The 14961-nt window shown below is 64.1% G+C and carries 17 protein-coding genes; 11 read left to right on the top strand and 6 right to left on the bottom strand.

What is annotated here, in order from left to right:
* Positions 1-10: 10 nt before the first annotated feature.
* The gene (locus ACZ1G8_RS09620) at positions 11-1642 is read left to right on the top strand and encodes an FAD-dependent oxidoreductase (RefSeq protein WP_472679202.1); all 1632 of its coding nucleotides are present in this window, start codon (positions 11-13) and stop codon (positions 1640-1642) included.
* Positions 1643-1767: 125 nt separating this feature from the next.
* Here ACZ1G8_RS09620 and ACZ1G8_RS09615 read toward each other — a convergent pair whose 3' ends face one another.
* Positions 1768-3357 carry a phosphoenolpyruvate carboxykinase gene (locus tag ACZ1G8_RS09615; protein WP_472679201.1) on the bottom strand — a complete coding sequence of 530 codons (1590 nt, stop codon included), beginning with the start codon at positions 3355-3357 and terminating at the stop codon, positions 1768-1770.
* A gap of 184 nt (positions 3358-3541) precedes the next feature.
* Here ACZ1G8_RS09615 and ACZ1G8_RS09610 point away from each other — a divergent pair, with 184 nt between their 5' ends.
* The 7 genes from ACZ1G8_RS09610 to ACZ1G8_RS09580 all read left to right on the top strand — a co-directional run bounded on the left by ACZ1G8_RS09610 (position 3542) and on the right by ACZ1G8_RS09580 (position 8749).
* A complete protein-coding gene (locus ACZ1G8_RS09610; RefSeq protein WP_472679200.1) occupies positions 3542-4288 on the top strand; it encodes a response regulator transcription factor in 747 nt (248 codons plus the stop codon).
* Positions 4281-5846, top strand: coding sequence for a sensor histidine kinase (locus tag ACZ1G8_RS09605; RefSeq protein WP_472679199.1), 1566 nt, complete (start codon positions 4281-4283; stop codon positions 5844-5846). Before ACZ1G8_RS09610 ends, ACZ1G8_RS09605 begins: the two co-directional genes overlap by 8 nt.
* Complete coding sequence (locus ACZ1G8_RS09600) at positions 5843-6274, top strand: HPr kinase/phosphorylase (protein WP_472679198.1); 432 nt, start codon at positions 5843-5845, stop codon at positions 6272-6274. The genes ACZ1G8_RS09605 and ACZ1G8_RS09600 overlap by 4 nt, the downstream gene beginning before the upstream one ends.
* Positions 6271-7167, top strand: a complete 897-nt coding sequence (gene rapZ, locus ACZ1G8_RS09595) for an RNase adapter RapZ (RefSeq protein ID WP_472679197.1) — start codon at positions 6271-6273, stop codon at positions 7165-7167. The genes ACZ1G8_RS09600 and rapZ overlap by 4 nt, the downstream gene beginning before the upstream one ends.
* A 72-nt stretch (positions 7168-7239) precedes the next feature.
* Complete coding sequence (locus tag ACZ1G8_RS09590) at positions 7240-7665, top strand: PTS sugar transporter subunit IIA (RefSeq protein WP_472679196.1); 426 nt, start codon at positions 7240-7242, stop codon at positions 7663-7665.
* A complete protein-coding gene (locus ACZ1G8_RS09585) occupies positions 7662-7940 on the top strand; it encodes an HPr family phosphocarrier protein (protein ID WP_472679195.1) in 279 nt (92 codons plus the stop codon). Before ACZ1G8_RS09590 ends, ACZ1G8_RS09585 begins: the two co-directional genes overlap by 4 nt.
* A gap of 2 nt (positions 7941-7942) precedes the next feature.
* Entirely contained in the window at positions 7943-8749 is an 807-nt protein-coding gene (locus ACZ1G8_RS09580; RefSeq protein ID WP_472679194.1) for a TrmH family RNA methyltransferase, read from the top strand.
* Between the two features lie 18 nt (positions 8750-8767).
* On the opposite strand, the gene ACZ1G8_RS09575 is transcribed toward ACZ1G8_RS09580, so the two are convergent.
* The 5 genes from ACZ1G8_RS09575 to recR form a co-directional block, all read right to left on the bottom strand.
* The gene (locus ACZ1G8_RS09575) at positions 8768-9073 is read right to left on the bottom strand and encodes a PilZ domain-containing protein (protein ID WP_472679193.1); all 306 of its coding nucleotides are present in this window, start codon (positions 9071-9073) and stop codon (positions 8768-8770) included.
* Between the two features lie 112 nt (positions 9074-9185).
* Positions 9186-10595, bottom strand: coding sequence for a DNA recombination protein RmuC (locus ACZ1G8_RS09570; protein WP_472679192.1), 1410 nt, complete (start codon positions 10593-10595; stop codon positions 9186-9188).
* A gap of 53 nt (positions 10596-10648) precedes the next feature.
* Positions 10649-10846, bottom strand: coding sequence for a hypothetical protein (locus ACZ1G8_RS09565; RefSeq protein WP_472679191.1), 198 nt, complete (start codon positions 10844-10846; stop codon positions 10649-10651).
* On the bottom strand, positions 10833-11399 hold the full coding sequence (locus tag ACZ1G8_RS09560; protein WP_221429043.1) for a peptide deformylase: 567 nt from the start codon (positions 11397-11399) through the stop codon (positions 10833-10835). Before ACZ1G8_RS09560 ends, ACZ1G8_RS09565 begins: the two co-directional genes overlap by 14 nt.
* 63 nt (positions 11400-11462) lie before the next feature.
* A complete protein-coding gene (recR, locus tag ACZ1G8_RS09555) occupies positions 11463-12059 on the bottom strand; it encodes a recombination mediator RecR (RefSeq protein WP_221429044.1) in 597 nt (198 codons plus the stop codon).
* Between the two features lie 52 nt (positions 12060-12111).
* Between recR and fmt the strand changes: the two genes are divergently transcribed.
* The 3 genes from fmt to ACZ1G8_RS09540 all read left to right on the top strand — a co-directional run bounded on the left by fmt (position 12112) and on the right by ACZ1G8_RS09540 (position 14960).
* Complete coding sequence (gene fmt, locus ACZ1G8_RS09550) at positions 12112-13020, top strand: methionyl-tRNA formyltransferase (protein ID WP_472679190.1); 909 nt, start codon at positions 12112-12114, stop codon at positions 13018-13020.
* Positions 13017-13766, top strand: a complete 750-nt coding sequence (truA, locus tag ACZ1G8_RS09545) for a tRNA pseudouridine(38-40) synthase TruA (RefSeq protein ID WP_472679189.1) — start codon at positions 13017-13019, stop codon at positions 13764-13766. Before fmt ends, truA begins: the two co-directional genes overlap by 4 nt.
* Positions 13767-13850: 84 nt before the next feature.
* Positions 13851-14960, top strand: coding sequence for a zinc-binding dehydrogenase (locus ACZ1G8_RS09540; protein ID WP_472679188.1), 1110 nt, complete (start codon positions 13851-13853; stop codon positions 14958-14960).
* Position 14961 lies beyond the last annotated feature (1 nt).

Raw genomic sequence — 14961 nt, 5'->3', positions numbered from 1 at the left:
AGCACCGCAGATGGAAACACTGGGCGAGAAGCTGGAGACCATGCCGCGCGTGCCGCTGGCCGACAACCATGTGGCCATGCTGCGCGAGCTGGGCACTGAGCGCGAATATGCGGCGGGTGAGATGGTTGCCGAAGCTGGCGATGCCATGGATCGCTTCGTCTACGTGCTCGAGGGCGAGATTGAAGTGGTCGATCCCTATTCGGGTGACCGCCTGCTCGAAAGCTCGCTCGGCCCGACCCAGTTCATGGGCGAGCTCTCCTTCCTCAACGCCGGCAGCTACACGCTGCCGATGCGCGCGCCCAAGCCGACGCGGACGCTCGAAGTGCCGCGCGTTGACATGCTGGACCTCATGGCGCGCGTTCCCGAGCTGTCCGACCACGTGCTGCGCGTATTTTCGGCCCGCCGACGCAAGCAGTTCGAGCTCAACAACAGCGCAATCAAGCTGATCGGTGCGGACCGCGATTCCGCCATCCAGCAGATCGAGCGCTTCCTCAGCCGCAACCGCATTCCTTTCCAGAGCCTCGATATGGACGGGCGCGATGACGAAACGCTGCAGGCCTGCGACCTGACCGGCCACAAGCCTTCAGTCATTCTCGGCATGGACCGGGTGATGGAGAATCCAAGCCCGCGCAAGGTCGCACAGTTCCTCGGGCTCGATCTCGATGTCTGCCGCGAGACGCTCTACGACGTGCTCATCGTCGGCGCTGGTCCCGCCGGCGTGGCCGCAGCAGTCTATGCGGGAAGCGAAGGTCTCTGCGCCCTCGCGATCGAGGACACGGCCATCGGCGGGCAGGCCGGGACCAGCAGCCGGATCGAGAACTACATGGGCTTCCCTACCGGCATCAGCGGAGCGGACCTTGTCTATCGCGGGCAGATCCAGGCGATGAAATTCGGTACGCGCTTCGCCATGCCCCGCGCGGTCGAAGGCCTCGTCCGGCGCGAGGACGGCACCTATTGCGCCAAGCTGGACGATGGCGACGAAGTCTGTGCGCGCGCCATCCTCGTGGCGACCGGCGTGCAATACCGCCGCCTGCCGATCGACCGGCTCGAGGATTTCGAGAGCGCCGGCGTTTTCTACGCCGCCACGGACATGGAAGCCCGCTTCTGCCACGGCACTGAAGCCGTGGTGATCGGCGGCGGCAATTCGGCAGGGCAGGCGGCCATGTATCTCAGTCGCAATGCCAAGCACGTGCACCTCGTCGTGAGGGGCGACAGCTTGGCGGCAAGCATGTCGCGCTACCTGACCGACCGGCTCGAAGCCGATCCCTCGATCACGATCCACTACAATACCGAGGTCTGCGATCTCCACGGAGACGAGCGCCTCTCCGGCGTCACTTTCGACACCCCCGACGGCAAGCGGCAGGTGGACACGCGGGCGCTCTTCATCATGATCGGCGCCGCGCCCAATACCGCATGGCTCTCCGGCCTCGCCGAGGTCGACGACAAGGGCTTCGTAAAGACCGGAGCCACGGTCGGGCGCGAGACGCCTTTCGAGACCAGTGCCGACGGCATTTTCGCGGTCGGCGACGTGCGCGAGGGTTCGGTGAAGCGCGTCGCGAGCGCGGTGGGCGAAGGGTCTGTGGTCGTCAGCCGGATCTGGGACTACGTCGACAAGCTGGCGGAACCTGCCACCGCGGTCTGATCGTTCGGCCAAGGCGGAGCGGACGCGAACGGGGCATATGAAAAACCCCCGGTCCGCACCCTCTCTCCTTGGTGCGGCCGGGGGTCTCCTCTCCAACTGTGTGCCCGCAGGTCGCGGGCTAACCGTCAGGCTGCTTCGGGAGCAGCGTCACGCACGCCCTGATCGACATGCGCTGCGAAGGGTTCGAAATTGTCGACGAAGAGCTGAACCAGCTTGTGCGCGGTGCGGTCGTATTCGTCCTTGTCCGCCCAGGTCGAGCGCGGATCGAGGATGCCGCTGTCGACGCCCGGAACGCTGATCGGCACTTCGAAACCGAAGTTCGGGTCCTTGCGGAATTCGGCATCGTTGAGGCTACCGTCGAGCGCAGCGTTGAGCAGCGCGCGGGTCGCCTTGATCGGCATGCGGTGGCCGGTGCCGTACTTGCCGCCGGTCCAGCCGGTGTTGACCAGCCAGCACTGCGCGCCGCCTTCGGCGATGCGCTTCTTCAGCAGGTTGCCGTAAACGCTCGGGTGGCGCGGCATGAAGGGCGCGCCGAAGCAGGTGCTGAAGGTCGCGGTCGGTTCGGTCACGCCGATCTCAGTACCGGCGACCTTGGCGGTGTACCCCGACAGGAAGTGGTACATCGCCTGCTCGGGCGTGAGACGCGCGATCGGAGGCAGCACGCCGAAGGCATCGGCGGTCAGCATGATGACATTGGCCGGCGGCGGTCCGAGATTGTCGGCGCTGGTGTTCGGAATCGAGCTGAGCGGATAGGCGCCGCGCGTGTTCTCCGCGAGGGTGTTGTCGTTGAGATCGATCTCGCCGTTTTCGTCCATCACCACGTTTTCGAGCACGGTGCCTTCCATGCGCGTGGTGGCGTAGATTTCGGGCTCGCTCTCGGGATCGAGGCGGATCATCTTGGCGTAGCAACCGCCTTCGAAGTTGAAGACCGCCGTGTCCGACCAGCCGTGCTCGTCGTCACCGATCAGCGTGCGGCTGGCGTCGGCCGACAGCGTGGTCTTGCCGGTACCCGAAAGGCCGAAGAACACCGCGCTCTTGCCGTCGGGGCCGATATTGGCCGAGCAGTGCATCGGCATCACGCCCTTGGGCGGAAGCAGGTAGTTGAGGATGCCGAAGACGCTCTTCTTCATCTCGCCAGCGTATTTCGTGCCGCCGATGAGGATGAGCTTTTCTTCGAGATTGACCGCGATCACGGTTTCGCTGCGCGTGCCGTGACGTTCCGGATCGGCCTTGAAAGTCGGCAGGTCGATGATGGTGTACTCGGGCTCGAAACCGTCGAGCTCTTCCGCCGTCGGGCGCACCAGCATCGTGCGGATGAACTGGTTGTGCCAGGCGAGCTCGTTGATCACGCGAACGTTGACGCGATATTCGGGCTGCGAACCGCCGAACAGGTCGGCCACGAAGAGCTCTTCCTTGTCCTTCAGCGCGGCCATGAAATCGTCCTTGAGCGCGGCGAAGTGTTCGGGCGTCATCGAGGCGTTGTTGTCCCACCAGACCGTGTCTTCGGTCTCGGCATTGCGGACGATGAACTTGTCCTTGGCGCTGCGGCCGGTGTGCTTGCCCGTCTCTACGACCAGCGGACCGTGCTTGGCACGGCGGCCTTCGCCCCGCTCGAGAGCGGCTGCGGTCAGCTCTTCCGACGTCAGGTTGGGATGAATCGTGGCGGCGGTCTCGATGCCCTGCGCGGCAAGCGAGTGGGAAAGCTCGGTGGTCACTGAATTCTCCAGCGCAAATGAAGCGTCATTGGTGTTCGGGAATCGCTGCGCATACGAATGCGCACCCTCAGCTCGGTCTTTAGTCGGCGAGTTATGTGAGGTCAAACGCCCATCGGGATATTCGCACTATCCTCTAGGGGCAGCGCGTTGTCATGCTTGAAGAACTGCGTTAATCGCCGCTGTGATGGAAAACACCGCCGGAGATGCCGCAAAGCCAGCCGATGACCGCACGGTCATTGCGCTCGTCGACGATGATCGCAACATCCTGACGACGGTTTCTATCGCGCTACAGGCCGAAGGTTTCGCGACCAGGGTCTATTCCGACGGCGAAGCGGCCCTGTCCGCCCTGCTCGGCAACCCGCCCGACCTCGCGATTTTCGACATCAAGATGCCCAAGATGGACGGAATGGAGCTGCTGCGCCGCCTTCGCGAGCACTCGCCGCTTCCGGTCATCTTCCTCACCAGCAAGGACGACGAGCAGGACGAGGAAGCCGGATTCCAGATGGGCGCGGACGATTACATCGCCAAGCCCTTCAGCCTGCGCCTGTTGCTCGCCCGTATCCGCGCCATCCTGCGCCGCAGCGATGCGCGCCGCCCGATGCCGATCGAGCCGGGTGAGCTTCCGGCTGAGGTCATCGAGCGCGGCCGCCTGCGCATGGACCCCGCGCGCCACCACGTGACCTGGGGCGACAAGCCCGTCTCGCTTACGGTCACCGAATTCCTATTGCTCGAGGCGCTCGCGCTGCATCCGGGCGTTATCAAGAGCCGCAACCAGCTGATGGACGCGGCCTATCCCGACGATGTCTTCGTCGACGATCGCACCGTGGACAGCCACATCAAGCGAATGCGCCGCAAGTTCCGCAGCGTCGATCCGGAGTTTTCCTCGATCGAAACGCTCTACGGTGCGGGCTACAGTTTCAGCGATGGCTGAGACCGGCAGCGTCCTGAAAGGCGATCCCCGGCTCGACAAACTCCGCTGGTCGCGCCGCCTTTCGCTCACCAGCCGCATCCTCTTCGTGAACGTCCTGCCGCTGGTGCTGCTGGGCGGCGGGGTCATCTATCTCGACAGCTACCGCAAGCAGCTGCTCGACGAGCGGTTCAAGCTTGCTCTCGTGGAAGCGCAGATCACAGCCGAAGCGCTGGCTGGCGCGACTCAGCAACGCCAGGAAGCGCTGCTGATCCAGATCGGCAAGGAGCAGCGCCTCCGCATTCGCGTCTACGGGCCTGAGGGAATGCTCGAATCCGACAGCTTCCAGCTCGCCCCGCCGAGCTTCGAACTGCCCGATGCGAGCGAGGTCGACCAGGATGACTTCGCTCTTCGCCTCGACCGCTGGTTCGACACCGTGGTCGACGCCCCGGCGCTTCCCGACTATGTGGATCCCGAGGCCGACGATGCGAGCGCGTGGCCCGAACTGGTGCGTGCGCGCGAGGAAAGCCTCACGCAGATCGTGCTGCGCGACGCGCCCGACGGCACCCATGTCATCAACGCTGCTGCCCCGGTCGGTCTCGACGGGGACACGCTGCTCATCACACGCAATCCGGTCGACATCACGCAGCGCGTCCGCGAGGCGCGCACCAATGTCGCGCTGATCGTTCTGCTCTTCCTGCTCGTCTCCACGCTGCTCAGCTTCTTCCTCGCACAGACCATCGTGCGGCCATTGCGCGAGCTGGTGCAGGCCGCGGTCCGTGTGAGGCAGGGTCGCGACCGGCAGGTAGAGGTCCCGCGGCTGCCCGACCGGCGCGACGAGATCGGCATGCTCGCCCGTGCCGTGTCCGACATGACCGCCGCATTGCGCCACCGGATCGACGCGGTCGAAAGCTTTGCCGCGGACGTGGCGCACGAGATCAAGAACCCGCTCGCCAGCCTTCGCAGCGCCACGGAGTCGCTCGGCAAGGTCGAGGACCCCGAGCTCCGCAAGCAATTGCTCGATATCGCCACGCATGACGTGCGCCGCATCGATCGCCTCGTCACCGAGATTTCGGATGCCAGCAGGATCGACGCCGAAATGTCGCGCGCCGAATTCGAGAAGGTCGACATCGCAGCGCTCACGCGAAACGTGGTCGCAAGCCGCGACGAGCGTGGCGAGAACCGCGGCAACGCCGTGACCATCGAGGCCATCGGCGAAGAACTGTGCGTTTATGGCGTCGCGATGAGGCTCGAACGCGTGATCGAGAACCTGCTCGACAATGCGGTGTCCTTTTCTCCCGAAGGCGGGACGATCGAGGTTATCATCCGCTGCCGCGACGGACGGATCATCATGACGGTCTGCGACGAGGGCCCGGGCATTCCCGAAGAGAAGCGCGAGAAAGTCTTCCACCGCTTCCATTCCGACCGGCCCGAAGACGAAGATTTCGGCAATCATTCCGGTCTCGGGCTTGCCATCGGGCGCACCATCGCCGAAGCGCATGACGGCTCGCTCCATGCCGATGGGCGGGCCGATGGAAAGAAGGGGGCCTGTCTCGTGCTAGACTTGCCGGCAGCCAAATGAAGCTAGTCATTCCGAATGTTACAGCCGTCGCAATCGATGGCCGCGCACTGCTGATCGCAGGCGAACCGGGGCTCGGGAAGTCCAGCCTTGCACTCGCGCTGATCGACCGCGGCGCCACCCTCATCGGTGATGACGGCATCCGGATCGTCGAGGAAGACGGCTTCCCGTATGCCCATCCGCCGATGACCACCGAAGGGCTCATCGAGGTGCGCAATGTCGGCCTCGTCAAGCTGCCCACCACGAGCGCGCCTGTCGCGCTGGCGCTGCAGCTGACCGAGAAGAAAGCACCGCGTTATCCCACCGAGATCCCGCATACGGATATCAGGGGGACCTCGATCCCGGTGCTGATGTTCCGCGCGGGCGACATGACGCAGGCCCTGCGCGCCGAATACGCGCTTGAGAAACACGGGCTGCCGGTCGGCAAATGAGCACAGACCAGTCCCTCCAGCGCATCCTTCTCGTGACCGGCCTGTCCGGCGCGGGCAAGTCCACCGCGCTGCAGGTGCTGGAAGACCTCGGCTGGGAAACGATCGACAATTTTCCCGTCCGCCTGCTCGGCTCGATGCTTGGCGGGGACAGCGACCATCCCGCCCCGCTCGCGATCGGTTTCGATTCGCGGACGCGCGGCTTCGTGCCGGCCGAAACCATCGAATTATGCGAGCAGTTGGCCAAGCGCAGCGATGTCGAACTGACCACCATGTTCATTGACTGCTCCGCTGCCGAGCTGGAGCGCCGCTACAACGAAACCCGCCGCCCGCATCCGATGGCCCGCGAGCGGCCGGTGGCGGCCGGGATCAAGGCGGAGCGGGAACTGCTTGGCCCCTTGCGCCAATGGGCCGACATCGTGCTCGACACGAGCGACTATACCTCCGGCGACCTCCAGCAGGTCGTCCGCGAAAGGTTCGGCAGGAGCGGTGGCCGCGAAATGACCATCACGGTCTCCAGCTTCGGCTTTGCGCGCGGCATGCCGCCACTGGCCGATCTCATGTTCGACATGCGCTTTCTCGACAACCCGCACTGGGTGCCCGATCTTCGCGACCAGACCGGACTCGACAGGGCGGTAGGCGAACATATCGAGGGCGACCCTGCCTTCGCGCCCGCTTTCGCCCGCATTTCCGAGACCTTGCTCGAATTGCTGCCGCGTTATGCTGCTCAGGATCGCAGCTATCTTAACATCGCCTTCGGCTGTACCGGCGGGAGACACCGTTCGGTTTACAGCGCAGAAGCGGCCGCGGAGGTCTTGCGCGAGGCGGGATTTTCGCCCACGGTCATTCACCGCAATCTTAGAAGCCGCCCCGCCGATCCGCTCGAGCGTGGTTGATTTTGAGCCAAGCGCAATGGCGAAAACGCAGAAACTTCACCCCTCGGGAAACGCAACGGACGCAGTGCACGCATGATCGGCATGATTCTCGTCACACACGGCAAGCTTGCCGAACATTTCATCGACGCGATGGAGCACGTGGTGGGCAAGCAGGAAGCGGTGGCCACCATCTGCATCGGACCCAATGACGACATGGAGCAGCGGCGCAAGGACATCGCCGACGCCATCGCCGAGGTAGATACAGGCGATGGCGCGATAATCCTCACCGACCTGTTCGGCGGCACGCCCTCCAATCTGGCCATTTCGCTGCTCGACACCGGACGGATCGAAGTGATCGCCGGCATCAACCTGCCGATGCTGATCCGCCTCGCCGGTGCGCGCAAAAGCATGAACGTGGTTGAAGCCGTCGCCGCGGCGCAGACCGCTGGACGCAACTACATCACCGTGGCGAGCGAATTCCTCGGCCAGGACATCGAGAGCGCACGGAAGGCGAGTTGAGCGAGCTTCGCAAACAGATCACGGTCGTGAACCAGCGGGGCCTTCATGCAAGGGCCAGTGCCAAATTCGTCGGCGCGGTCGCGGAAATCCCCGAGGGCTGCAAGGTTCGCGTGGCCAAGGGCAGCAACGAGGCGGCCGGCGGCTCGATCCTCGGCCTCATGATGCTCGGCGCCGCAAAGGGCGATACCATCGAACTGATCGTCGCCGGTGACAATGCCGATGCCGTGATGGCCGAGCTTTCCGCCATGGTCGAGGACGGCTTCGGGGAGCCCTGAGCATGGCCGCGCACCGCCGGGTCATCACCGGCTTTTCCAATCCCACCGTCAAGGCGCTGCGGGCGCTGCGCGAGAAGAAGCACCGCAAGGCGGCACGCCGCTTCCTTGCCGAAGGCCTGCGCCTGCTCACCGACGCACGCGAATGCGGGCACATTCCCGAAGTCCTGGTGCTCGCCGATCGCCGCGATCCGCATCCGCTGCTCACCGCGCTCGAAGAGGCAGTCGAGGCCAACGGCGGCGAAGTGATCGAGACCACGCCGGACATCCTTTCCAAGATCACCGGCAAGGACAATCCGCAGGCAGTCGCAGGCGTTTTTGCCGAGTTCGACACCTCGCTGGAGACGCTGGATCGCTCGGGCGCGGACATATGGCTCGTCGCCCAGGCACTTCGCGATCCGGGCAATATCGGGACCATGCTGCGCACCGGCGATGCCATCGGAGCGGGCGGGCTGATCCTGATCGACGACTGCGCCGATCCCTTCAGCGTCGAGACCGTGCGTGCAAGCATGGGCGCAATCTTCACGCAGAAGCTGGCGCAGGCCCCCTGGGCCGAGTTCGAAAGCTGGTTGAGGAATGGCGAAGGACAACTTGTCGCCGCCTCGCTACGCGAAGCCCAGCCCTATCGCGGTGCGCCCTATGCGGCGCCCTGTTTCGTGATGGTCGGCAATGAAAGCCGCGGCCTACCCGAGGAATACGAGATGGCCTGCGACCTGCGGGTAACCGTGCCGATGAATGGTCGGGCCGACAGTCTCAACGCCGCAGTCGCCGCCGCAGTGCTCGGCTACGAAGTGCTCGCGTCTCTGTCCTAGTATCCGGGCCGGACGATGTCAGTCGTCGGCCGTGTTCTTGCCACCATGTTCGATAATGTGGTCGAGCACCGAAAGATGCAGCGGCTGGTCGAATTCTACGCCGACCGTCCGCTTCTCCACCCACTTCGTGCGAGCGGCGATCGGACCGATGTCTCCGATGCGCAGGGTAATCTCGTCGCCCTTGCGCAGCCGGCCAACAAGGTCGGCGAATTGGCAGCCGTATTCGGAGAGATCGCGGATGGCGATATCGAAGCGCACACCGGTACCCTTGCGGTACCGGCCCATGACCGAAATCGAGTAGCGCTTTTCCCTTCGCAAATCCATTTGCCGAACCCCGTCAGCCAGCGAACCCTCACTTGTAGTAACGCGACAATTGCGCCTTATGCACCAAGAAACAATGTTTTTATTTCGTTAAGCGGTTAACCAAAGAAATTTCCTATTCCGCCGCCTCGCGGTCTTCCGCGCGGCCATCCTCGATTTGCGCAGCGTCTTCGGCATTATAGCGCGGAGTGGCCTCTACTTTGGGCACCTCCTCGATTTCACGCTTGCCGATCTCGATGCCTTTCTCGTGCAGGCGCCTTCCAGCTGACAGCACGTTCCGCTCGAAACTGCCGACGAACTTGTTGTAATTGTTGACCGCAGTCTCGAGACCGCCGCCGACACGCTTCATATGTTCGGCAGCGACGGCGAGACGGTCGTAAAGCTCCGCTCCTGCCTTGCCGATCTCCACCGCCTCACGGGCGATCGTGTCCTGGCGCCAGACCTGCGCCACCGTGCGCGCGATGGCGACGAGGTTGGTCGGCGTCGCCAGAAGCACCTTGTTGTGGAAGGCAAAGTCCCACAGGTCGGGGTCGGCTTCGAGAGCCGCGGCAACGAAATGTTCGCCCGGCACGAACATCACCACGTAATCGGGCGCTTCGTCGAACTGGCTCTGGTAGCTCTTGGCCCCCAGCGTCTGGACGTGGCTGCGCATGGACTTGGCATGCAGCGAAAGCTGCTGGCGCTTCACATCGTCGTCATCGGCTTCGAAGGCGGCCTGGTAGGCGTTCAGCGACACCTTGGCGTCGATGACCAGCTTCTTCTGGCCCGGAACGTTGACGATGGCATCGGGGCGCAGCCGACCCTCGTCGGTCTCGAGCGATTGTTCGAGAATGAAATCGGTGTGCTCGGCAAGCCCGGCCTGTTCGAGCACGTTCTGCAGCGCCCGCTCGCCCCAGCGGCCGCGCGCCTTGGGTGCGTTGGTCAGGCTGTTGCCGAGGCGCTGGGCTTCCTTGCGGACCTCTTCCTGAGAGATACGCATGCCCTCGATCTGCTGGTGGAGGCGCGAAAAGGCATCGGCGCGCTGGCGTTCGAGCGAGCCGACCTGTTCCTCGTATTTCTGCAGGCGTTCGTTCACCGGCTTGAGCAGCGAGGCGACAGCCTCCTTGTGCTTGGCTTCCGCCTCGCCCAGCCTGCTCGTCGCCTCGTTGCTGAAGCGTTCGCGCGCAGCTTCGAGCACCTTGGCACCGGTGTTCTCGAATTCCTTGAGCAGCTTCTCGCGGCTTTCCTCGAGAATCCGCTTCTGCTCCTCGAAGCCCGCGGCCTTGGCTTTCAGTGCGCCATGAGCCTCGCGCTCCTCGTCCAGCTTGCGTGCGAGTTCGTCGGCGCGATCAGCGCGTTCCGACATGGTCGCAAGCTCAGGCGCCATGCGCGAGAGTTTCTCGGAAAGGTCCTTCGCCTCGGCATCGCGCTCGGCATGGCGCGCCTGCCAGTCGGCCGCAGGGCGCGAACCGAAGAGCCAACCGGCAAAACCGCCGACCACAAGGCCGCCCAGCAGGGCTATGAGAATGAAAAGCATGGGATCCATCACGCCACATTAGGCGGAACGGAGAGGGAACGCCAGAGGCCCGCGCGGGCTTTCTACCGTTTTTGCCCGGTGACCAGATTGTATAGGAAATAGAAGCCGAAGGTGAAGGCGAGGAAATAGGCCGAAAAGCGGATCGCCAGCTGGTCGAAACCCGGATTGCGGTCGATCCAGACCCAAGTGCACATCACGAGCGCAAACAGGAGGCCGGCCGCGGCTGCCCGCGACCAGCTGATCTTGTCAGGCTGCTTCACGCAGCTTTTTCAGCTTCTTGAGCGCCATGTTGCGCTTGAGGCGCGAGAGGTGATCGATGAAGAGAATGCCTTCGAGGTGGTCCATCTCGTGCTGGATGCAGGTGGCCATCAGGCCTTCCATGTCTTCCTCGTGGGTCTCGCCTTCGAGATCCTGGTAGCGCACGCGGCAGGTCGCCGGACGGTCGACATCGGCGAAGATGTCGGGGACAGAAAGGCAGCCTTCCTGATAGGTCGCCAGCTCTTCCGCCGGATCGAGGATTTCGGGGTTCACGAATACCCGAGGTTCCTTCTTCGTCGGATAGTGGACGTGTTCGTGGCCGCCATGATTGCAGACCTCGCCCTCGGCTTCCTCGTCCTCGGGCTGTAGGTCGATCACCAGCACGCGCTTCGGCACGCCGACCTGGATGGCGGCGAGACCAATACCGGGTGCGTCATACATTGTTTCGAACATGTCGGAGACGAGTTCGCGCAGTTCATCGTCGAACTCGGTAACCGGTTCGGACACGACCTTGAGCCGGGGATCCGGCACTTCAATAATCTCACGGATAGCCATGGAGGGTCAGATAGGCGTGGAATCCGCCTTTTTCAATCGAATTGGGCCGCTCAGACTGATCGCTTAGCCAAGTGGACGACGGGCTCTCAGTGCCTGCGCCAGCGTACCCTCGTCGAGATAGTCGAGCTCGCCGCCGACCGGCAGGCCATGTGCAAGCTGGGTGATGCGCACGGGGAAGTCCTCGAGCCGCTCGGCGAGGTAGTGGGCAGTGGTCTGGCCTTCGAGCGTGGCGTTCATGGCGAGAACGACCTCGTCGATGCCGCCCTCTTCCACCCGCGACAGCAGACTGGCGATGTTGAGGTCCTCGGGCCGGATACCGTCGAGCGCGGAGAGCTTGCCGCCGAGCACGTGATACTTGCCCGTGAACAGCTTCGCCCGGTCGAGCGCCCAGAGATCGGCCACATCCTCCACCACGCACAGCCCCTTGCCGTCGCGGCGCGGGTCGGCGCAGATGCCGCAGGGGTTGGTGGTGTCGACATTGCCGCAAGTGTCGCATTCGACCAGTGCCTCGCCCACCGTTGCCAGCGCCTCCAGCAGCGCGGGGAGCGCGCTTTCGCGGCGTTTCACCAGCCACAGCACGGCACGCCGCGCGCTGCGCGGGCCGAGGCCGGGAAGGCGTGCCAGCGCAGCGGCCAGCGTCTCGATCTCTTGCGATGCCATGGAGGCACAGATAGGGGGCCGGGGCCCAACACGAAAGGTCACACGAAGCGTCATGCGCATAATCTTCATGGGAAGTCCGGAATTTGCCGTGCCGACGCTGCAGGCGCTGGTCGACGCGGCGCATGAAGTCGTGTGCGTCTACACCCAGCCGCCGCGCCCCGGCGGGCGTCGCGGCAAGGAACTGACCAAGACGCCCGTGCACCAGCTGGCCAAGCGGCTGGGCATCGAAGTGCGTCATCCGGCATCGCTCAAATCTGCCGAAGAGCAGGAGAAGTTCGCCGCGCTTGGTGCCGATATCGGCGTAGTCGCGGCCTATGGCCTGATCCTGCCGCAGGCGATCCTCGATGCGCCGATGCATGGCTGTCTCAATGTCCACGCATCGCTCCTGCCCGACTGGCGTGGCGCGGCGCCGATCCACCGCTCAATCATGGCGGGCGACGAGGTGACCGGCGTTACCATCATGCGGATGGAAGCAGGGCTCGATACGGGACCGATGCTTGCCACCGTGCGCACGCCGGTCGAGGACAAGACCACAGGCGAACTGACCGAAGAACTCGCCGAGCTGGGCGCGCAGCTGATGGTCGGCACGCTGATCGATCTCGATGCGCTTCACCCGGTCGAGCAGGACCACGAGGCGGCGACCTATGCCAAGAAGATCGACAAGGCCGAGGCCCGGATCGACTGGACGCGTCCGGCGCAGGAAGTGGTGCGCCACGTCCACGGTCTTTCGCCCTTCCCCGGCGCATGGTTCGAAATGGACGGAGTGCGTGTGAAACTGCTTCGCGCCGAGGTGGTCGAAGGTTCGGGCGAACCCGGCAGGGTGCTCGACAACGATTTCGCGATTGCCTGCGGTGATGGCGCCATCCGCCCCGTCCGCCTCCAGCGCGCGGGCAAGCCAGCAATGGAGCGTGACGAATTTCTGCGCGGCAATGTCATCAAGAAAGGCGCGAGCCTCACGTGACCCGCTTCGCGCTCACCATAGAATTCGACGGGACACCCTTCTTCGGCCTGCAGCGGCAGGACAACGGGCCGAGCGTGCAGCAATCCCTGGAAGAGGCTGCGTTCCGCGTGACCGGGGAGGAGGTGCGCCTCCACAGTGCCGGCCGTACCGATACCGGCGTCCACGCGCTCGCGATGCGAAGCCACATGGATATCGAGAAGGACATCGCGCCCTTCCGCCTGATGGAGGCGCTCAATGCGCAGGTCCGCCCCGATCCGATCGCGGTGACGCATTGCGAAGTCGTGCCCGACGATTGGCACGCGCGGTTTTCCTGCACCGGGCGCAGCTATGTCTACCGCATCGCCAACCGGCGCGCGCCGCTGACGCTGGACCGTAACCGGCTCTGGCAGGTCCCGCAGGATCTCGACCACGAGGCGATGGACCGTGCGGCAAAAGCACTCGTCGGCTTGCACGATTTCACCACGTTCCGGTCGGTCCAGTGCCAGGCGCAGAGCCCGGAAAAGACGCTCGACCGGCTCGACGTGGAGCGCGAAGGAGACGAGGTTCGCATCCACGCCGCTGCGCGCAGCTTCCTCCACCACCAGGTACGCTCGATGGTCGGATGCCTTGCACTGGTCGGCATGGGCCGCTGGCGCGAGGAGCAGGTCGTAGAGGCACTGGAAGCGAGGGACCGGCAGGCGCTCGGCCTCAATGCACCGCCGCACGGGCTCTACTTCGTCACGGCGACCTACCCGGACGAGACTTGACCTAACGTCACCCTAGCCAAGCCCGATTTCGAGGCGTAGCGAGGCCGCCAAACAGGTTTGGAACCGCTACGAAAGGGAACGAGGATGACCACCGGCAAACAGCTTTTCACCACGCTGACCAGCGACGGCACGCTCACGCTTGCAATCGAGGAGGTCACCTTCCACGAGCCGACCGGCAACCAGGTGCTGGTCAAGATGGAAGCTGCGCCGATCAACCCGTCCGACCTCGCGATCCTGACCGGCGCGGCCGACTTCGAGAACGCGGAGTATTCTGACGGAAAGGTCGTCGCCAAGATGCCCGAACCGTTCAATTCGGCGTCGAAATCGCGCCACGGCCAGAAGCTTCCTGCAGGTAACGAAGGCGCGGGCACCGTTATCGCCACGGGTGACAGCGACATAGCCAAGGCGCTGATGGGCCAGCGAGTCGCCTGCGTGCCCGGCAATGCCTTCAGCCAGTACGCCATCGCGGATGCCGCGATGTGCCTGCCGCTCGGCGATCACAGCAGCGAGGCCGGCGCTTCGAGCTTCGTCAATCCGATGACCGCGCTGGGCTTCGTCGAGAATGCCAAGATGGACGGCCAGAAGGCGATCCTCCACACGGTCGGTGCTTCGAACCTGGGCCAGATGCTCAACCGCATCTGCCTCGAGGACGGCATCGAGCTCGTGAACATCGTGCGCAAGGACGACCAGGCCGAGCTGCTCACGTCGCAGGGCGCGAAGCATGTCGTGAATTCTTCGGACGACGATTTCATGGACCAGCTCAAGAGCGCGATCGACGAGACCGACGCATTCTACGGGTTCGACCCGATCGGCGGCGGGCAGATGGTCGACAGCTGCTTTCGCGCAATGGAACAGGTCGCGGTGTCGAAGATGACCGAATATTCGCGCTACGGTTCGAACCAGCAGAAGCGCATGTTCATTTACGGCCGCCTCGATTTCGGACCGACCGTGCTGACGCCTGCCTACGGCTTCGGCTGGACGCTATCGGGCTGGCTGCTGACCCCGTTCCTGCAGAATGCCGGCATGGAAACGGTCATGCGGATGCGCACGCGCGTGCTGCAGAATCTCACCACCACCTTCGCCAGCCACTACAAGACCAAGGTCGACCTCGAGGGCATGCTGACCAAGGATGCGATCCTCGACTATCGCCAGATGAAGACGGGCGAGAAATACCTCGTCACGCCGCACGGCTGAA

This window comes from Qipengyuania sp. BR81-2, from assembly GCF_055693895.1.
The sequence above is the reverse complement of the archived record's forward strand: the minus strand, read 5'-3'. Positions and strand labels throughout refer to the sequence as shown.